This window comes from Paenibacillus rhizosphaerae, from assembly GCF_014192015.1.
In the GTDB taxonomy this organism is placed as follows: Bacteria; Bacillota; Bacilli; order Paenibacillales; family Paenibacillaceae; genus Paenibacillus_AQ; species Paenibacillus_AQ rhizosphaerae.
Window position 1 is genome coordinate 135,606 of sequence record NZ_JACHXJ010000002.1, and the last position, 19,976, is coordinate 155,581.

18 protein-coding genes are annotated in these 19,976 nt (G+C 55.4%); 15 read left to right on the plus strand and 3 right to left on the minus strand.

Annotation, left to right across the window (positions count from 1 at the left end):
• Together FHS19_RS09065 and FHS19_RS09070 are read right to left on the minus strand one after the other, a co-directional pair.
• Positions 1-414 carry a GNAT family N-acetyltransferase gene (locus FHS19_RS09065; protein WP_183581605.1) on the minus strand — a complete coding sequence of 138 codons (414 nt, stop codon included), beginning with the start codon at positions 412-414 and terminating at the stop codon, positions 1-3.
• 140 nt (positions 415-554) lie between these two features.
• Entirely contained in the window at positions 555-1,304 is a 750-nt protein-coding gene (locus tag FHS19_RS09070) for an SDR family NAD(P)-dependent oxidoreductase (protein ID WP_183581606.1), read from the minus strand.
• Positions 1,305-1,699: 395 nt separating this feature from the next.
• Here FHS19_RS09070 and FHS19_RS09075 point away from each other — a divergent pair, with 395 nt between their 5' ends.
• The 7 genes from FHS19_RS09075 to sigK all read left to right on the plus strand — a co-directional run bounded on the left by FHS19_RS09075 (position 1,700) and on the right by sigK (position 8,715).
• Complete coding sequence (locus tag FHS19_RS09075) at positions 1,700-2,773, plus strand: lactonase family protein (RefSeq protein WP_183581607.1); 1,074 nt, start codon at positions 1,700-1,702, stop codon at positions 2,771-2,773.
• 161 nt (positions 2,774-2,934) lie between these two features.
• The gene (locus tag FHS19_RS09080; RefSeq protein WP_376771893.1) at positions 2,935-3,252 is read left to right on the plus strand and encodes a metal-sensitive transcriptional regulator; all 318 of its coding nucleotides are present in this window, start codon (positions 2,935-2,937) and stop codon (positions 3,250-3,252) included.
• A 313-nt stretch (positions 3,253-3,565) separates the two neighbouring features.
• Positions 3,566-3,766 (plus strand): cation transporter, encoded by a 201-nt coding sequence (locus tag FHS19_RS09085; RefSeq protein WP_183581609.1) that lies wholly within the window; start codon positions 3,566-3,568, stop codon positions 3,764-3,766.
• 28 nt (positions 3,767-3,794) lie between these two features.
• A complete protein-coding gene (locus FHS19_RS09090) occupies positions 3,795-6,275 on the plus strand; it encodes a heavy metal translocating P-type ATPase (RefSeq protein WP_183581610.1) in 2,481 nt (826 codons plus the stop codon).
• Positions 6,272-7,165: a DUF8832 domain-containing protein gene (locus tag FHS19_RS09095; RefSeq protein ID WP_183581611.1), complete on the plus strand. Its 894-nt coding sequence runs from the start codon at positions 6,272-6,274 to the stop codon at positions 7,163-7,165. The genes FHS19_RS09090 and FHS19_RS09095 overlap by 4 nt, the downstream gene beginning before the upstream one ends.
• Positions 7,166-7,218: 53 nt before the next feature.
• Positions 7,219-7,875, plus strand: coding sequence for an NAD(P)/FAD-dependent oxidoreductase (locus FHS19_RS09100; RefSeq protein ID WP_183581612.1), 657 nt, complete (start codon positions 7,219-7,221; stop codon positions 7,873-7,875).
• A 138-nt stretch (positions 7,876-8,013) separates the two neighbouring features.
• Positions 8,014-8,715 carry an RNA polymerase sporulation sigma factor SigK gene (sigK, locus tag FHS19_RS09105; RefSeq protein WP_076169711.1) on the plus strand — a complete coding sequence of 234 codons (702 nt, stop codon included), beginning with the start codon at positions 8,014-8,016 and terminating at the stop codon, positions 8,713-8,715.
• A 319-nt stretch (positions 8,716-9,034) separates the two neighbouring features.
• On the opposite strand, the gene FHS19_RS09110 is transcribed toward sigK, so the two are convergent.
• Positions 9,035-10,051 (minus strand): LacI family DNA-binding transcriptional regulator, encoded by a 1,017-nt coding sequence (locus FHS19_RS09110; protein WP_183581613.1) that lies wholly within the window; start codon positions 10,049-10,051, stop codon positions 9,035-9,037.
• 405 nt (positions 10,052-10,456) lie between these two features.
• Here FHS19_RS09110 and FHS19_RS09115 point away from each other — a divergent pair, with 405 nt between their 5' ends.
• The 8 genes from FHS19_RS09115 to FHS19_RS09150 all read left to right on the plus strand — a co-directional run bounded on the left by FHS19_RS09115 (position 10,457) and on the right by FHS19_RS09150 (position 19,820).
• Positions 10,457-11,593 (plus strand): ABC transporter substrate-binding protein, encoded by a 1,137-nt coding sequence (locus FHS19_RS09115; protein WP_183581614.1) that lies wholly within the window; start codon positions 10,457-10,459, stop codon positions 11,591-11,593.
• 16 nt (positions 11,594-11,609) lie between these two features.
• Positions 11,610-12,551 carry a carbohydrate ABC transporter permease gene (locus FHS19_RS09120; RefSeq protein WP_183581615.1) on the plus strand — a complete coding sequence of 314 codons (942 nt, stop codon included), beginning with the start codon at positions 11,610-11,612 and terminating at the stop codon, positions 12,549-12,551.
• A gap of 15 nt (positions 12,552-12,566) precedes the next feature.
• Positions 12,567-13,391 (plus strand): carbohydrate ABC transporter permease, encoded by an 825-nt coding sequence (locus tag FHS19_RS09125; RefSeq protein ID WP_183581616.1) that lies wholly within the window; start codon positions 12,567-12,569, stop codon positions 13,389-13,391.
• Between the two features lie 33 nt (positions 13,392-13,424).
• The gene (gene melA / locus FHS19_RS09130) at positions 13,425-14,726 is read left to right on the plus strand and encodes an alpha-galactosidase (RefSeq protein ID WP_183581617.1); all 1,302 of its coding nucleotides are present in this window, start codon (positions 13,425-13,427) and stop codon (positions 14,724-14,726) included.
• A complete protein-coding gene (locus tag FHS19_RS09135; RefSeq protein WP_183581618.1) occupies positions 14,723-15,676 on the plus strand; it encodes a carbohydrate kinase family protein in 954 nt (317 codons plus the stop codon). The genes melA and FHS19_RS09135 overlap by 4 nt, the downstream gene beginning before the upstream one ends.
• 127 nt (positions 15,677-15,803) lie before the next feature.
• Positions 15,804-17,342 carry a right-handed parallel beta-helix repeat-containing protein gene (locus tag FHS19_RS09140; protein ID WP_183581619.1) on the plus strand — a complete coding sequence of 513 codons (1,539 nt, stop codon included), beginning with the start codon at positions 15,804-15,806 and terminating at the stop codon, positions 17,340-17,342.
• A gap of 253 nt (positions 17,343-17,595) precedes the next feature.
• Positions 17,596-18,567: a D-2-hydroxyacid dehydrogenase gene (locus FHS19_RS09145; RefSeq protein ID WP_183582859.1), complete on the plus strand. Its 972-nt coding sequence runs from the start codon at positions 17,596-17,598 to the stop codon at positions 18,565-18,567.
• A 116-nt stretch (positions 18,568-18,683) separates the two neighbouring features.
• Entirely contained in the window at positions 18,684-19,820 is a 1,137-nt protein-coding gene (locus FHS19_RS09150) for a glycerate kinase (protein ID WP_183581620.1), read from the plus strand.
• Positions 19,821-19,976: the final 156 nt, after the last annotated feature.

Here is a 19,976-nt window from a genome sequence, read left to right on the forward strand (position 1 = left end):
CTAGAACCGCCTGTACATGCCGACCGATGCCGGCGCCGTCTCCTCGAAGCCGAACTGCCGGTACAGCCGGTCGGCCGGCACATCGGCGATCAGGCTGACATAGGCGGTGGACGGAGCGTTTCGGTCCAGGTAGCCTGTGATTTCGGCCATGATCCGCTTGCCCAGGCCCTGGCCTTGATGACCGGGATCAACGGCGATGTCAACGACCTGGTACATGCAGCCTCCGTCCCCGATGACTCGGCCCATGCCGATCAGTTTCCCTTGCAGGCGGAGGGTCACGATGAAAAGGGAGCCCTGAAGTCCCCTTCGGGAGGCGTCGAGGTCTTTGGGGCTGAGGCCGGCCTTTAACCGCAGGTTGTTGTACTCCTCGGCTTCCGGGACATCGTGTCCAAGCTGAATGTGTGAATTCATCATCTCACTCCTTTGCTCCCAAGTATATCTGAAGATATGGAAGGCGTCACGGCAAACGGGCAAGCAGTCGACCTGCTTAAAAGGTCATGCTCGCAGCCGCCATGCCGCCGCAGCGGGATACCGGCATCACTCAAGCTTGAATGTTACCGCAGCATCATGGTGCCTCCATCAACCATGATGGTTTGCCCGGTAATAAATTTGGCGTCTCTGCTTAACAGGAAGCAGACGACACGCCCGACGTCGTGCTCGCAGTCGCCAAGCCGCCGCAAAGGGATGTTGTTGACCATTTTCTCGTAAGCCTCGGGCATCTTTTCTTTCCATTCCAGAACCCCTTCGGAGGCTGCAATCGGGCAGACGATGTTGACATTGATCTGATCCGGCCCCCATTCCTTGGCCGCCACGCGGGAAATGCCGCGCATGGCTTCCTTGGCGGCTGCGTAGGAGGTTTGCGTGGGCATGCCATCGAGCGCCGCTCCGGAAGCAAAGTTCACGATCGAGCCCTGCGTTTCTTTTAAGTATGGATAGCTCCACTTCATCAGATGAAAAGCAGGCAGAAAGCCTGTATGCAGCGCCAGTCTGAGCTCTTCCTCAGTCGTATCCAGAAAGGGCACGTTCCTTGAAGCCTGCGCGCAGTTCACCAGTCCGTGGAGTGTTTTGAACCTTCCGATAACCTGCTTGAAGCCTTGAGCGACCTCATCTTTATCGAGCAGATTGACTTTAACAAACATGCATTCCGCTCTTTCGCTGATCTCCTTCTCCGCGATGCGCCCCTTTTCTTCGCTGCTGTCGAAAAATGCGACCCGGGCTCCCTCTTTGGCCAGAGCCATAACGACCCCCTTGCCGATGCCCGCGGCGCCTCCATTGACGAGAATCGTATGATCCGCTAATTTCATAAGTTTGTTCAGCCTCCTGATGCTGGGTTTTGCTTGCGTTCTATCGTTCTATTCGAAGCGCGCAAATGATTTTACGGCCGGCTGGAAATCTGATTTCCTTATGTTTATGGATGATGTCGTTCGTACCATAATGACCGTATGACGTTTGAACAGATCTGCCAGTGATACGGCAATCGCTTGGATGACATTGTAGACATGGAACCTCCTTGTAAGCATCCGCCAATAACACCGACCGTATTACTATGTTCCTTCCGAAGGATAATTACACTATGGACCCGATGATCCGTCCGTTTCCCTTATGGAGGGGAGAAAATGAGGGAGAAGCCCCTTTTGCCGTATGCCACTAACAATGATACAATCATTTATACAAACACAAAGAGAGAGGCGAAGTGATCATGACAGCGAACGATCGCATGCTGGTGTTCGTCGGTTCATATGCCGAAGCGGCATCCGACGGAATCTACGTATACGAATTGCATGAAGGGAAAGGCGAGTTGACGCTGCTCGACAAGGTGGACGGCAACAAAAATCCGACGTTCCTGAACGTGGATCAGGCGGGGAACCTGCTGTATGCAATCAGCGAAACGGCGGCCGAAGACGGATCGAAGACGAGCGACGCCGCAGCTTATACGATTGATCCGCAAGCAGGCAAGCTGACCGAATCCAGCCGGGCATACGCGCTGAACGGTCCGGCCTGCCACATCCAGCGCAGCGCAGACAGCAAATATTTGACGCTGACCAGTTATCATAAAGGCACGATCAGCTTGGTGAAAATGGACGCCGGCGGCAAGGTGGGAAGCGTGCTGGACATCCAGCAGCATGTCGGACAAGGCGACTACAGCGGAGTCGCTCCGCATCTGCATTCCTCGTTCTACAGCCCGGATCAGCGCTTTTTGCTCGCGTGCGACCTTGGTCTGGATCTCATCCGTACATACCGGATCGACGAAGCCGAAGGCAAGCTCGTCCCGGTGAGCGATGCGGTGGTGGAGAAAGGCGCCGGACCGCGCCATCTGACTTTCCATCCCAATGGAAAATTCGCGTATGTCATCAATGAATTGAATTCGACGGTTACGGCCTTTCAATATAACGCAGAGCAGGGAACCCTCGAGACGCTGGAGACCGTGCCGACGCTGCCCGCGGAGTGGACGGGGGATAACGGCTGCGCGGAAATTACGATTTCTGCCGACGGCCGGTTCCTGTACGGCTCCAATCGCGGTCACGACAGCATCGTCGTCTATGCGGTCGATCCGGAATCCGGCAAGCTGACCACAGTGCAGCACGTGTCGACAGAAGGCCAGCACCCGCGCCATTTTTCCATCGTTCCTGGCGGTAAGCATGTGATCGCGGCCAACCGGGATACCAATAACCTGACCCTCTTCACCGTAGACCAGGATACCGGCAAATTGACCTATACAGGCCATTCGGTAGAGGTGTCCAAACCGGTCTGCGTGTGGGCTGTCCGCTACTAGATCCATATTCCCCTGAAAGTCCGGCGGGCTTTCGATTCCCGGCTGTTCAAGATTTTTGCGAAGCCGGACACCGGATGCACGATCCGGACTCATCAATCGGGGGAACGGATGGTACAATAGAGATAGCCAGTAAGAAAGGATGGATGCGTGTGGAAGAGACCATGGAAGAATCCGTCAAGCACGAGTCTTGCGGAACAGGCGAACGGAAGAGCCACCATTCCCCCAAAACGAAAAACAACCTGATCAGCCGCTTGAACCGGATTGAGGGGCAGATCCGCGGCATTAAAGGCTTAATCGAAAAGGATACGTACTGCGACGACGTACTGAACCAGATTTCTTCGGTCCAATCCGCCTTGAACGGGGTCAGTAAGCTTCTGCTCGAGCATCATATGAAGAGCTGCCTGATCGAACGCATTCAGGACGGGGAGAATGAAGTGATCGATGAACTGCTCGTAACGATTCATAAATTAATGAAATAATCGAATACGGCTCAGAACCCAAGGATTCGGAAGAATCCTTTTTTTTATAATATCAGAAAGCATAAACTCCAGAGCCATAGCTTCCTGATATTGCAAGAAAAGTAACCTTTAAACGCGGTCTGTCATCTTTGAAGGTACGTCGATAGACGTTTTTTTTATGGGCGGAAATATAGATTAGGGGGGTATAGTAAAATAATGGTTGACTTAATATAGGGTAGGGGGGTATACTACATGACAAGGAGATGGTGATCAATAATTCGGTCTCATGCCAAATGCCATCTTCCAACAATAACGATCCGAGGAGAGATGATATATGAACCAAGTTACATTACAAGTCAACGGCATGTCCTGCATGCACTGCGTCAATTCTATCGAAGGCGCGATGAAGGCGCTGGGTGCAGACGCCAAGGTCAACCTGGCAGATGGAACAGTCACGGTTGCGTATGACAGCGTGAAGCTGTCGCTTCAATCGATTAAGGAAGCAATTGAAGATCAAGGCTATGAGGTCGCCTAACGAATAAAGGAAACGGGGTGTCGTTGCAATGGAAACTTACACTAGGGAGCAGGAGCAGCTGAGGCAGCAGGAACAAGCGTCTTTGCAGATCACAGGCATGACTTGTGCCGCATGTGCCAACCGGATTGAGAAGGGGCTGAAAAAGCTGGATGGCGTGTCTGAGGCCAATGTGAACTTTGCGATGGAGCGCGCCACGGTTACCTATGATCCGGAACGGACCAGCACGGATCATATGGAGGAAGCCGTCAAAAAGCTGGGGTACGATACGGCCAAAGAAGTGGTCGATCTGGATATTACCGGGATGTACTGCGCGGCCTGCGCGGTCAAAATTGAAAAAACGCTGAACAAGATGCCTGGCGTAAAGAGCGCCAATGTCAATTTTGCGATGGAGACGGCCAGAGTGGAATTTAACCCGCTGGAAGTCACCGCGGCCGACATGGAGAACCGGATCGACAAGCTGGGATACAAGGCGGCTCCCAAGCGGGAGCAGACCGCCGATCCTACGGAGCAGCGCAGCCGGGTGATTACGCAGCAGAAGCGCAAGCTGCTGATCTCCGCGCTCTTGTCCCTGCCGCTGCTGTGGTCCATGGTCAGCCACTTCTCATTTCTGTCCTGGATCTGGATGCCGGAGCTGTTCATGAACCCGTGGTTCCAGCTCGCGCTCGCCACCCCGGTACAGTTTTATATTGGTAGGCAGTTCTATAAGGGGGCGTTCAACGCCCTCCGCAACAAAAGCGCCAATATGGACGTTCTGGTCAGCTTGGGAACATCGGCCGCCTACTTTTACAGCCTCTATTTAACGATCGAGTGGGCTGCCGGAGGCGGAAGCATTCATCACGGTCCGGAAATGTATTATGAAACAAGCGCCGTGCTGATCACGCTGGTCATTATGGGTAAGCTGTTCGAGCTGCTCGCAAAAGGGCGGACATCCGAAGCGATCAAAACGCTGATGGGGCTGCAGGCGAAGAATGCCGTCGTCATCCGAAACGGTGAAGAGCTCACCATTCCGGTCGAAGAGGTTCTGACTGGGGACATCGTCCTCGTGAAGCCGGGCGAAAAAATCCCGGTGGACGGACTCGTGCTCGAAGGGGCGTCGGCCGTTAACGAATCGATGCTGACCGGCGAGAGCATCCCGGTTGAGAAAAAGGCCGGGGATTCCGTTTTCGGCGCGACCGTCAACAAAAACGGAAGGCTGAAAATTCAAGCGACGAAGGTCGGCCGGGAAACGGCCCTCGCGCAAATTATCAAAGTAGTTGAGGAAGCGCAGGGCTCGAAGGCGCCGATCCAGCGGGTGGCCGACGTCATTTCCGGCATCTTCGTCCCGATCGTGGTCGGCATTGCCCTCCTGACTTTCGTCGTCTGGTACTTCTGGGTGACCCCGTACGACTTTGCCAGTGCACTGGAGAAGGCGATCGCGGTTCTGGTCATCGCCTGCCCATGCGCCCTCGGTCTCGCTACACCGACGTCGATCATGGCCGGTTCAGGCCGCGCTGCCGAACTGGGCGTCCTGTTCAAAGGCGGCGAGTATCTGGAGTCGACGCATCGAATCAACACGGTCATCCTGGACAAAACGGGCACGGTCACGAAAGGGAAGCCGGAGCTGACCGATGTGCTGACCGCATCGATGGATGAGCCCGAGTTTCTGCGTCTGGCCGGTTCGGCGGAGAAGCCGTCGGAACATCCGCTCGCTGAGGCCATCGTAGATGGGATCAAGGCCCGCGGCCTTGCCCTTAGCGAAGCCGGGGAGTTTGAAGCCATCCCGGGTTACGGCATCCGGGCCGTCGTGGACGGACGTGAGGTGCTCGCCGGAACCCGCAAGCTGATGGAGAAGCATGGCATCCTTGCCCGGAATGCGGAGAGCAGCATGACGAAGTTGGAGGAAGAGGGCAAAACGGCGATGCTTGTCGCAGTAGACGGACGGTACGCGGGACTGATCGCCGTAGCGGATACGATCAAGGAAAGCTCCAAGGCGGCGGTCGGCCGGTTAAAAGGCTTAGGCATTCAAGTGGTTATGATCACCGGGGACAATGAACGTACGGCTCAAGCGATCGCCCGGCAGGCCGGCATTGACGAGGTGCTTGCGGAGGTTCTGCCCGAAGGGAAAGCCGCCGAAGTCAAAAAGCTGCAGTCGCTTGGCAAAAAAGTGGCGATGGTCGGCGACGGCATCAACGATGCACCGGCCTTGGCGCAAGCCGACATCGGCATGGCCATCGGAACGGGGACGGACGTCGCCATGGAAGCGGCGGACGTGACGCTGATGCGCGGCGATTTGAACAGCATTGCCGATTCCATCGAAATGAGTCGGAAAACGATGCGCAATATCCGCCAAAACCTGTTCTGGGCGCTCGGCTACAACACGCTGGGCATTCCGGTCGCTGCCCTTGGGCTGCTCGCTCCTTGGATTGCCGGGGCCGCGATGGCGCTCAGCTCGGTCTCGGTCGTCCTGAACGCACTCAGACTGCAGCGGATGAAACTGCAGACGAACCCGAAAGGAGAGCAGGCCGCATGAAACGTTCATTGGGACTCGCCGCACTGCTCGGACTCGCGGTGCTGACAGCCTGCGAGTCCGAAACAAATGCCATAAAAGGAGATGGAGAACAAATGAACATGTCGCATGATCATCAATCGGCCCATGGGCCGGCAAAGACGAACGGCACAGAGGGTACCGCGCATGAGCACGGCGGCGGCCAAACCGGAGGACTTCAGGAAAAGGACGTGAACGTAAGCTGGACGTACGCAGATGGCCAAGCGCCGGAGTCCGGCGCCGATACGAAGATCCGGATGGCATTTATGCATGACGGAAAGGCGATGGAATCCTTCGAAACGACGCATGAGCAAAAAGAGCATCTCATTATCGTCAGCAAAGATCTGTCTTACTTTCACCATATTCATCCGGAGTACCAGGGAGGCGGCGTATTTGAAGTTAACAACCGCTTCCCCGCAGGCGGAGATTACAAGCTGATCGCCGACTTTGTTCCGGAAGGCGGAGGCGCGATGAATAAATCGGCGTGGCTTCAGGTTAAGGGCGCACCGCTGCCGGCTACTCCCGTGACGCCGGACGGGGAGTTGGCCAAGACGGTGGACGGACTGCAGGTGACCCTGGCTTTTGACCGACTTGCGGCAGGGCAGGAGCTGATGCTCACGTACGTGATCGAGGATGCCAAGACCGGAATGCCGGTTACCGACCTGCAGCCGTACCTGGGCGCGGTCGGACACGTGGTCATTTTGTCGGAGGATGCGGAGCAGTACCTGCACGTTCATCCGATGGATGAAAAAGGCTCCGGGCCAAAGGCCGAGTTTATGACGACCTTTCCGCACGCCGGCATTTATAAAGTATGGGGACAGTTCCAGCGCGACGGGCGCGTCATTACCGTTCCCTTCGTCGTGAACGTGCCGTAATCTGCAGAGGGCAGTCACCAGGTATATTTCGAAGCGATAAGGAGTGAGGAAAGTTGGGTCAGCGTAAATTTGCGGTCACCCCCGGCTTCGGGGTCGGGGGAACCGTGTTCTCCCCGAAACAGCTTGCAGCGATCGGCGGCATAGCCGACAGAGTCGTCGAAGTGGAAATGACCGGCTTTAAGCAGCTGTACGTGACGGCAGAAGAAGAACGTCTGGACGAGGTTCAGGAGGAACTCAAGGCCGCCGGGCTTCAAATTCACCCCCCGGGTTTTGTGACCAAGAGCCTGATCGCCTGCCAATTTTGCCGCGGAGCGGAAGATGCCGGTTTGGACGTGGCGAGGGCTTTGGATGTGGCGATCGCGGGTTTACCGGTACCGAGTCCGCTGAGGATCGGATACGCCGGCTGCGCACTCGGAACCAGCGAACCGCTGCTGAAGGATATCGCCGTTGTCAAGATGAAAGACAGCTATGATCTCTATGTCGGAGGTGAGCCGAAAGGGATCAAGGCCGGACTGGCCAAGCAGCTCTTGACGGGGCTTCAGGCGGAACAGCTGATTCCGGCCGTCACTCGGCTCATTGCCCAGTTTCAGGAGCATGGAAAAAGGAAAGAGTCCTACCGCCGTTTTGTAGAGCGGTTCACCTTCGATAAGCTGCGCGAAGCCGCCGAAGATGCCGCCGGGGAAGCATCCTCGGAAGCAAGGCAGGCCTAACGCGGCTGGATTTTCTTTTCTACGTACAGGCACAGATGGGCCTCCGCCCACATAGAATGAACAGACCGCAGCCCAACAGCAGGAAGCAGCAGCCATGGTTTTCGCGGTGACCCAGTCATTCAGCAGGAGGTGTCATCTTTGCCCGGACTTTTCAGCTTTATCGCCCTTTTCATCAAAGAATTAACGCTGCTGGTATCGTACGTCAAAAACAACGCCTTTCCGCAGCCGCTGACAGAGAAAGAGGAAAGTAAGTACCTTCAATTGATGGCGGAAGGAGACGCCCACGCCCGCAATATGCTGATCGAGCATAACCTGCGGCTGGTCGCGCATATTGTGAAAAAATTCGATAATACCGGCGAAGATCTGGAGGATCTGATCTCGATCGGTACCATCGGGCTCATCAAAGCCATTGAGAGCTTTCAGGCGAATAAAGGCACGAAGCTGGCCACGTTCGCGGCCCGCTGCATCGAAAATGAAATCCTGATGCATTTGCGTTCCTTGAAGAAAACGAGGAAGGACGTTTCCCTGCACGATCCGATCGGAACAGACAAAGAGGGAAATGAAATCACGTTAATTGATATTTTGGGCAGTGAGGCGGACGACGTGGCCGATATGGTCCAGCTCAAGATTGAAAAGAGCAAAATCTACCGGAACCTGGACATTCTCGACGAACGCGAGCAGGAGGTCATCAAAGGGCGCTTCGGCCTGGAGCACGGCGGGGAAGAACGGACGCAGCGCGAAATCGCCAGGGAGCTGGGAATCTCCAGATCCTACGTGTCCCGGATCGAGAAGCGCGCCCTGATGAAGCTGTACCATGAATTTTATAAATCCAAGCAATAGCCTGCGGCGCAGGAAACAGCGATGCTTCACTTTTTACTGTAACGATGATATTGACAAGACCATGAAAGAGTTAGATAGAATGAATCAACCAATAAGGATCTTGTACGGAGAGTTAGACGAATCTTTGTATAAAGAAAGTGCACGTTATATACATGATAGAGTGTCTACAAAATTCTGAGTATTTGATGACATTAGGAAGTGACCAGAAATTAATTCATGAAGATATACGATCTTTCCTCAAGCCATTAAATAAAAGAGGCCTCTCTTGCCGCCTGAAGTTCATTCTTCAGAGCGGAAAGAGGGGCCTTTTGCGCTGCGGCTACACCTGCCAGATGCTGGACTGGCGGAAGATCGGTTCAAACGGCAGCACGATTTTGACCGGGAGCGGGAAGGGATCTCCGGTGATCTGCAGAATCGTTCGCGCGGCCATAACGCCGATTTCAAACGTCGGAATATGAATGGTGGAGAGCGGAGGAACGGTATATCGTGACGGTTCGTTGTCGTCAAAGCCGACGACGGCGAAGTCCTGTGGCATGCGGTAGCCTTTCTCGGAAATGGCCCGCATGGCGGCCATCGCCATGATGTCACTGGCCGCGAAGACCGCTGTCGGCAGCTTGCCCTGATGCTCCTCCAAAAAGGTCAGCATGAGGCGGTAGGCCCGGTCGGGCTCCCATTCGGCATTCAGCACATACTCCGGCTGAACCGACAAGCCGGCCTGCTCCAGAGCCTGCTTGTACCCCCGGTACCTTTTCTCACGGTCGAATTGACCGGACAAGCCCGTGCCTCCGATAAACATAATCTCGCGGTGGCCCTGTCCGGTCAAATGCCTGACGGCGATTGACGCCGCTTCAACGCGGTCATACGAAATGGTCGGGATACTCGGATCGGAAACGTCGATTCCCACGACATGCGGAACGTGTTTTTTAAGATAGCTGTATAATTTGGGCTCAATGCCCTCGATAACGATTAAACCGTCGATGGAATCTTTGCCGGAGATTTGCTGCAAGATTTCATTTTTTTGCAAATCTTCTTGCGTGTAGGTAAAAGCGATCTGGTATCCGTGACGGGCCAATTCCTTCTCAATTCCCTCAAAAATGACCGAAAAATAGGGATGGTAGCGCCGCCCCTGCATGGTGGATACGACGCATCCGATTTTCTTGACCGCGGCTTGGTCCTGAGGCGGCATCTTTGCCATGTATCCGAGCTCCTGCGCCGCGTCCCAGATCTTCCTCTTGGTCCCGCTGCTTGAGGAGCGGTTCGAATCGTCGGCCAGTACGCGGGAAACGGTCGAGATGGAGACGCCGACGCGTTCGGCAATATCTTTTAATGTGGGCATGTCATGACCTGCCTTTAATGTCAGATGAGGATTCTGCAAAACCTGTCGTTTGGATTGCTTACTCTATATGTTAAGTAAAATAAAATCACAGGTCAACTGAAAAGCAGTGATAATATTTTGCAAATTATAATAAAATTATTGCAAAATAATTGCAAAAACTGATTGACTAACTTTTTCATCAGAGGTATGATTTTCATGAGATTGAGGTGATATAAGCAAAAAAGTAAAGGGAAAGGGGTTATGTCATTGCGATATTTCAAGATTTTCTCTGTTTTTGCTCTAATTTGCATGGTGTTTTTGCTGTTTGGTTGCGCAAAGAATGACGGTTCTGATGCTTCGGCCACCACTGCCGGTTCAGCAGGCAAAACCAAACTTGTGTTTTGGAGTCATCAGGAAGATGCCATTATGAACGCCTATAAAGCGTTGATCGCCAAGTATCAATCTTTGCATCCCGACATTGAAATCGCCTATCAGACTTTCCCTTACGACGTGTACAATCAGAAGCTCAAGGCATCCTTCTCCGCCAAAAACCCGCCCGATATCGCAGAAATGTTCGGTACCTGGGTACCGGAATATTCGAAAAACGGGGCGCTTGTGGAGATACCGGGAGGCGAGCAGCTGCGGCAGGAGTATTATGAAGCTCCACTCGGAGGATACACGTTGAACGGCAAGCTGTACGGACTGCCGCTCGAATTTAACATCGAGAACGGCGGAATGCTGATCCACCCGCAAATGCTGAAGGATCAGGGCATCGCTAGCCCCCCGAGCACATGGGACGAACTGGTCGAAGACGCCAAGAAGCTGACGGTGCAGGACGCGAACGGCATTAAGGTGAAGGGATTCGATTTCGTCTCCAGCGACAATATCACCTTCACGTTCCTTTCCTTGATTCTGCAGCAAAACGGCAAGTATTGGGGCGATAACGACCATGTGAACTTTCAAACCCCTGAAGCACAAAAGGCGATGACCGCCTTAACCTCTTTGATCGCCACCGATAAAGTGGCGGACCTCACCACGTTTGGCGGTGAACTTGACACCTCAGACTACTTCTTTCAAGGCAGCTCGGCGATGACCTACCGGGGTCCATGGACGATTGCTGCAGGGCTGAATACATACAAGGTGAAAGACTTTGAGTATGTGCCCGTTCCTTCCTTTACGGCAAATCCGCCTTCTTATGCGGCCGAATCTGGCTGGGGGCTCGTAGCGTCCAAGAAGGGCAAGCATCAGGAAGCGGCCGTCGATTTTATCAAATTCATGTCATCCGACGATAATCTGCTCGAGTGGAACCAAGGCACGTTCACGGTTCCGGCCAAAAAAGCGGTGGCGCAAAACCCGGACTACGTCAAAGCAAATCCTTACATGAAAACACCGCTGGATATTTTGGAGCTGGGTCAGTGGATCGGGCCCATTGCCGACCGGGACTTTTTCTTTAAAACGATCAATGATCATTTCCAATTGATGGCGACGGGCCAGGAATCGGTGGAAAGCGGTCTGCAGCAGATCGAAAAAACCATCAACGACAGTCAGGATCAACATAAATGATCGGAGTGATGTTTCCATGAAGCATGATGCTGCAGCAAGCAGCAGTCCAGGGATCGTCCCCGGTATCCCGAACCGCAGAGGGGAGAAAGGAAGAGGCCGTTGGTTCATCTATTTATCGCTGGCGCCGATTCTGCTGCTATTTGGTGTATTCGCTTTCATTCCTATTGGATGGAGTTTGGGACTGTCGGTATTTAAATATAATCCGCTCAGCGCAAGCGCGCTGTTCGTCGGAGCGGACAATTATATCCGCATGCTGGGCGATTCCATTTTTATCAAATCGCTGTGGGTCACGTTCAAATTCGTGGTCATTGCCGTTGCGGTCAACATCCTCATCACCTTGATGTTCGCCGTCGCGATCCAGCGAATCCGTACGGGCTGGCTGCGGAACCTGATGCGCACCGTCTTTTTTCTGCCAACGATCGCGCCGCTGGCGGGAACGGCTATCGTATGGAGCACGATGTTCAATTACAATCACGGGCTGTTTAATATCGTGCTGACCCAGTTCCACATGGCTCCCGTCCAGTGGCTGAGCGATCCTCATTATGCGCTGTATTCGGTGATCCTGATGACGCTTTGGGCCGATATCGGATATAACATCGTGCTCTTTATCGCGGGTTTGGATTCCATTCCGGACATGTATTATGAAGCGGCCATTCTGGACGGGGCGAGCCGCTGGCATTCGTTCTGGCATGTGACGCTGCCGCTGCTCCGGCGCACGATGCTGTTTGTATCGGTGACGACGGTCGTCTCCTATTTTCAGGCTTTCGCCCAGTTCCAGACCATGACCAAGGGTGAGCCGTTTAACGAAACCCGGGTGCTGGCCCTCCATATATACGAGCAGGCTTTCTCCAATTCCAACATGGGATATGCGTCCGCGATGGCCACCGTATTTCTGATCATCATTTTACTGGTGACCCTGCTGCAGTTGAAGTGGGGGCGCACCGAGTGGGAGTACTGACAAGGGGGTCTTTCGATGCACCGTAGGAATAGATGGTTCGACGGCATCGTCATGCTCGTGCTGATCGCAGCCGGATGCCTGATGCTGCTGCCGTATCTGTGGATGGTTTTGTCTTCTTTCAAAAGCAACATGGAAATCGTGTCCGGCTCGCATGCGCTTCTGCCGCAGCATCCCAGCCTGGAGGGGTACCGGACCGTGCTTGAGGACGCTCCGTTCGGAAGGTGGTTTTTGAACAGCGCGATGACGTCGATCGTCATTACGGCCGCGACGTTATTTACGAGCGCCCTGGCGGGTTATATTTTCGCCAAGCATCAATTCAAGGGGCAGAAGCTGCTGTTTATTCTTATCTTGGCAACGATGATGATTCCGTTTCAGGTGGTCATGATTCCGACCTATCTGATCACGGCCAAGCTGGGGCTGGTCAATCATTTGCTGGCGATTATCCTGCCCAATCTGGTCAGCTCTTACGGGGTGTTTCTGGCGAAGCAGTTCATTGAGGATATTCCCCAGGATCTGCTCGATGCCGCAAGGATCGACGGGGCGGGCGAGCTGCGGCTGATGGTCCGAATCATTGCGCCTCTCATTCTGCCGATGCTGTCGGCGCTTGGCATTTTTACGTTCATGAATGCCTGGAACAACTATTTATGGCCGCTCATTATTTTGAACGACGAGAGCAAAATGACCGTGCCGCTCGCCCTTGTTTATTTTAACGGAACCCATATGGTCAACTATAACGTCGTTATGTCGGCGGCGGTGCTCATCACCCTGCCGGTCATTGTGGTGTTCCTGATTTTCCAGAAGCAGTTTATTAAAGGACTTACGATGACAGGCATGAAATAAAAAGAGAAAAACAAATGAGGAGGAGAAACTGGCATGACTAAAATATCGATTATCGGCGCAGGCAGCGCTTTTACGCAGGACATCGCCACAGACATTTTGCTGATCGAAGGCATTGAGGACGGGACGATCGCTTTGGTGGACATCGACGCGGAGCGGCTGGAGATCGCCCGCAAGCTGGTCGGGAAAATCATTGAGCTGTCCGGCAAGCGCTGGAACGTCATCGCTTCGACCGACCGCAGGGAGGTCATCGGAGGCTCGCAGTTCGTCATCAACCAAATCGAAGTGGGCGGGCTGCAAACCGTCCGCTATGAGTACGAGATTCCCCTGAAATACGGAGTCAATCAATGCATTGGCGATACACTGGGGCCAGGTGGACTGTTTAAAACGCTGCGTACGCTTCCGAGCTGGATGGACATCATCCGCGATGTGGAGGATTTGTGCCCGGATTCGACCATTCTGAACTATACGAATCCGATGTCGGCGGTGACCCTGCTGACGTCGCGGGTGACCTCCATTCCGGTCGTCGGCCTGTGCCATTCCATCCAGAATACGTCCCGGCAGTTGGCCAAATATGCCGGCGTTCCATACGACGACATGCAGTGGAGGGCCGGAGGAATCAACCATATGTCCTGGTTTGTGGAGCTGACCCATGAGGGGAAAGATCTGTATCCTGTGCTCCGGGAGAAGATCCAGAATCCCGACCTGCTGAAAAAGGATCCTGTGCGCTTTGACGCCATGAAGTACCTGGGCGCTTTCGTCTCGGAGTCCAGCGGGCATTTCTCGGAATACATTCCGTACTACCGCAAACGGCAGTCCTTAATCGACAAGCACTGCAGCACCGGGTATAATGGCGCGACAGGTTACTATGCGGATAACTGGCCGATCTGGCGCCGGGAAAACGATGAAAAAATCGTCAAGCAGCTGGAAGGCTCCCTCCCGATCGAGCTTGCGCCAAGCAACGAATACGCGGCCATCATTATTGAAGCGATGCTGAAAAATGAGCCGAAGGTGATTTACGGAAACGTACCGAATGAAGGGCTCATTCATAATCTTCCCAGGGACGGGGTAGTCGAAGTGGCCTGCATGGTCGACCGTAATGGCGTAAATCCATGCCGTTTCGGCAGCCTTCCGGAGCATCTCGCCGCGCTGTGCCGGTCCAACATGGCGTTCTTTGACCTGGCCGTCGGCGCGGTGCTGAATAACGACAAAGAAATGGCCCGCCATGCGCTGATGGTCGATCCGCTGTCCGCCGCCGTCTGTTCGCTGGATGAGATCAGCGACATGTTCGAGGAGCTGTATGAAGCGGAGCGCGACTTCATACCGGTGTTGAAATGATGAGAGCGGACAAGGAAAAACCGATTGTCGTTGTGGCCGGCGAGCTGAACGTGGATATCATTATTTCGGGAACGGACGTGATCCCGGAATGGAACCGGGAGAAAATGGTTGACGGATTTGACGTTGTACTCGGCTCCTCCTCGGCGATTACCGCAAGCGCGCTGGCCAGTCTTGGCCTGGACGTGCGGTTCGTCAGCGTGGTGGGAGCGGATGACTTCGGCCGCTTCTGCCTGGGTGAGCTGCAGCGGCTGGGCGTAAACACCGGTCATGTAGCGGTGCTGCCCGAGGTCAAAACGGGGGTTACCCTATCGTTTTCGACGCCTTCCGACCGCGGTTTGATTACGTATCCCGGGAGCATTCCGCTGCTGAAGCCTGACTATATTCCTGACGCTTTGATTCAGGAGGCGGATCATTTGCATTTTGGCTCCTATTATTTGCAGGACGGCATGAGGCCGCATTGGAAAGAACTGTTCGGGAAGGCGCAAGACTTAGGGGTCAGCACATCCTTTGATACCGGATGGGATGTCCGTGGCCGGTGGGATGCTGCCGGGATCCGCGCACTGCTGGATGTTACGGATTTGTTTATCCCCAGCGAGGAGGAGGCGCTGCATATTTTTGAGCAGGAGAGCGTGAAAGGAGTATTCGGTCAACTGGTTGCCGCTCCAGGTCTGGTTGCGATCAAACAAGGCTCAGAGGGAGCATCACTCCGGTCTCCTGACGGCTCGGTCGTGTCCGCGTCTCCTTATCCGGTCACTCCAGTGGACACGACAGGGGCGGGAGATTGCTTCAATGCCGGGATGATTCGCGGTTATCTCCAAGGCTTGACCGGCAGGGAGCTGCTCGAATACGCGAATGCCTGCGGCGCGCTGTCCACACTGGGCGTGGGGGGAACGGGCCATCTGCCGACGGCAGCGGCGGTAACGGCCCTGCAAGGACGGCCGCTCCAATAAGTACTCCGGCGGTGGGGGTCTCGCTCCGGAGCCGTCGGCAAAGGGGATGATCGGCACATTACATAGCAGGTCAAAATCGGATCATTTTCAATTCAATACAAATTTTAATCATGGGAGTTGATATTTCGTGAAGTTCGGTAAAACACTGATTGCAGGAATCAGTCTGGCTGTATTGGGGCTTGGAATCGGGTATGCGGCGTCGCAGACCGCAGAGGCTGCAGGCGCCGAATATTATGTGGCCGTTAACGGAAACGATGCGAATGCGGGAACGAGCGCCGCGCCGTGGAAAACGCTGCAGCATGCGGCGGACACGGCCGGACCGGGGAGCACGGTCTATGTCCGGGGCGGGGTATATAACCAAAAGCTGAAGATCACGAAGTCGGGCTCCGCAGATCAAGGGCCGATCACTTTTGCTAATTACAGCGGCGAAACGCCAGTTATTGACGGAACAGGACTATCCGTAAGCGGTACGGAAGGCATCGTTGACCTTGCCAACGTCAATTACGTAACCATTCAGGGATTCGAAATCCGCAATTTTACGACGACGGCAAACAACGTCATGCCTGTCGGGATTTATGTTCACGGCGCAGGCGGCAACATTACGCTGTCCAAAAACAAAATCCATGATATTAAAAACACATCAGCTCCTGCCGGCAGCGACCTGCTCGGCCGAGATGCACACGGCATCGCCGTGTACGGAACCAAGGCACCGGAATCCATTCACGACGTGACGATCGACGGCAACGAGCTGTACAATCTGGTGCTGGGTTCCAGCGAGACGCTCGTTCTTAACGGAAATGTGGATACCTTTGCCGTGACGAACAATATCATTCACGACAACGACAATATTGGCATCGACGTGATCGGATTCGAAGGAAAATCGCCGAACTCCGCGTACGACCAGGCACGAAACGGAATCATCAGCGGCAACAAGGTGTACAATATCACGTCCAACAACAATCCTTCGTATGGGAAAAAGCTTCCGAACAACAGTAATGCGGCGGACGGCATTTATGTGGATGGAGGCAAGGACAGCATCATCGAGCGAAATTACAGCTATAACAACGATATCGGGGTGGAAATCGCCTCGGAACATGCCGGCAAGGCGACCAGCAACATTACGGTCCGCAGCAACTTCATATACGGCAACCGTTTGACGGGGATCGCCATGGGCGGATACGATACGCTGCGCGGCTCTACGGTAGGCTGCCGCATCGTCAACAATACGCTGTACAAAAATGATACCCTTGGCGACGGAAGCGGTCAGCTCTACGTGCAATACGATACCCAGAACAATGTCATCCGTAACAACATTTTCGTGGCCAGTTCTACCGATGTGCTCATTTATAATGAATACACGAAAAATTCCGGCAACGTCGTGGATTACAATCTGTACTTCGCCCCAGGCGGAAGTTCGGATGCCACCTGGACTTGGAAAAACAAAGAATACACCGGGTATGCCGCTTATAAAAAAGGGACGGGGAATGACGCGCACTCCGTATTCGCCGATCCGCTCCTTGTGAACCCCGCTGCTGGCGATTTACATCTGAAGACAGGGTCCCCCGCTATGGATAAGGGCTTGACGGATTCGGACATCGGTTCGCTCGATATCGACGGGCAGCCCCGTGCTCAAGGAGGAGGCGTCAATATCGGCGCGGACGAATAACGCTCCTACTTAATCGTTGCAAGCCTAATTAGCAGCCTCCTTTCGCGGGGGCTGCTTTTTTCAAGTCTGCATGTCCGCGGTTCCGGCAAACGATCTGCAGCCAGATCTTGAACCATAGCTCCCCGTGCGGAGCTGTTTGTTGAGACTAACTTGTTCACCGGGTCCTGCTCGAATGGTATAGTAGATGTAACCATCCTGCAGCAAGCTGTAGATGCGGGAATCCATTACACTTTTAAGAACAGGAGCTGACATGATGAACATCGTCGTACTGGACGGACATACGCTGAACCCTGGGGATTTAAGTTGGGACGAGCTGAGCAAGCTCGGTTCCGTGACGGTCTACGACCGAACTCCCCCCGGGCTGATTCCGGAGCGGATCGGAAACGCCGAAATCGTGCTGACGAATAAAACTCCGCTGACGCGGGAGGTGCTGGAGGCGGCAGAACACCTCCGCTATGTCGGCGTGCTCGCGACCGGCTACAATGTGGTGGACATTGAAGCGGCGGAAGCGCGGGGGATTACCGTGACGAATGTGCCGGCATACGGGACCGAGTCCGTGGCGCAGTTTGTGTTCGCGCTGCTGCTTGAGCTGTGCCACCAGATCGGGCGGCATGGAGAAAGCGTACGCTCGGGAGATTGGACGAAGGCGGTGGACTTCTCCTATACGCTGTCGCCGCAAATCGAGCTCTGGGGAAAGACGATAGGGATCGTCGGCTATGGCCGGATCGGCCGTCAGGTCGCTCGGCTGGCGGAGGCTTTCGGCATGCGCGTGCTGGTATCGGGCAGACCGGGGAAGGCAGGCGGGAACGAAGACGGCGCCGACCGGCGTGTCCCGCTCGAGCAGCTGCTGGCCGAGTCGGACGTGGTGAGCCTGCATTGTCCGCTGACGGCGGAAACCGAAGGGCTCATCAACCGCGAACGCCTGGCGCTGATGAAGCCTTCGGCCTTCCTGATCAATACCGCCCGCGGCGGGCTGCTGCAGGAGCAGGATGTGGCCGATGCGCTGAACGAAGGCCGGCTTGCCGGCGCGGCACTCGACGTGCTCGGAGCGGAGCCTCCCGCGGCAGACCATCCGCTTGTGCATGCTCCGCGCTGCATCATCACCCCCCATATGGCTTGGGCGGCGGTGGAAGCGCGGGAGCGGCTGATGCGCATTGCTGCGGGCAACGTCGCCGCATTCCTGGAAGGCCGGCCGGTGAACACGGTTGTGCCGCACTCCCGCTGAGAACGGAGTCATGCCGTTAGGGGCATGGAGGCTCTTTTGATTGTACGGGCTGAATCCGTGCATGGGAGGCATAGACATAGTGCAAGGGGAGATTACAAAGGGAGGGGTTGGACTGAATGAAAATCGTGATCGCTCCGGATTCGTTCAAAGGCAGCATCCGTGCCGCCGACGCGGCGGCCGCCATCGACAGGGGCGTTAAACGCGCCCTGCCAAGCGCGGAAACGGTGCTTGTCCCCATGGCGGACGGCGGGGAAGGGACGCTGGACAGCTTGACCCGCTTTGGCGGCACCAAGGCCAAAGTGCAGGTGTCCGATCCGCTGGGAAGGCCGGTCGACGCCGAGTACGGCCTCATTCATGGAGGGTCCACCTGCGTGGTGGAGCTGGCCAGCGCGTCCGGGCTTGAGCTGCTCGCCGCTGAGGAGCGGGACCCGCTGCGCACGACGACGTACGGGACCGGCGAGGTGATTCGCCGCGCGCTCGATGCGGGCTGCCGCCAATTTATTATGGCGATCGGCGGCAGCGCCACGAACGACGGAGGCGCCGGCATCCTGCAGGCGCTGGGCGTGCGGCTGCTGGACGAGGCCGGGCAGCCGGTCGGACGCGGGGGCCTGGAACTGCAGCGCGTAGCGGCGATCGACATGGGCGGAATGGATGCACGGCTTGCCGAATCGACCTTCGTAATCGCTTCCGACGTGCAGAACCCGCTGCTCGGCCCGAGCGGCGCGTCCCATGTGTATGGCCCGCAGAAGGGCGCGACGCCGGAGATGGTCGCGATGCTGGAGCAGGGGATGCGCGTCTGGGCGGAGTGTATCCTGGAGACCACGGGCCTGCGGGTACATGACCTGCCTGGGGCGGGCGCGGCCGGCGGCGTAGGAGCGGCGCTGCTCGCTTTTTTCAAAGCAGGGATGAGGCGCGGTATCGATCTCGTGATCGAGCATTCAGGGTTCAGGACGTACCTGGAAGGCGTGGACCTCGTCATCACCGGCGAAGGCCGGATGGATGCGCAGACCGCATCGGGCAAAACGCCGATGGGCGTCGCCCAGGAAGCGCGGCAGCACGGGGTTCCGGTCATCGCCCTGGCCGGATCGGTAGGGCTGGGGATCGAGCCGCTGTATGAGGCGGGAATCGTCAGCGTGCACAGCATCGTGAACGGACCAATGGCGCTGGAGGAAGCGATGGCCCGTGCCGGAGAGCTGCTGGAGATGTCGGCCGAGCAGGTGATCCGGACTTTTGCCGGAAGCCGCCGCGGGTAGACTCATACCGTCAACACCTCAGGCAATTCGACGTACATTCCAAGAAGCCAGACCGCGTTTAGTGGAAGATTTTTTGGAGAGATAGGATGTTTGGCCTCGGAGATACATTCTGATCTCAAAAAAAAGCGGCAGTGTCCGGGAAGCCCGGCCAGCTGC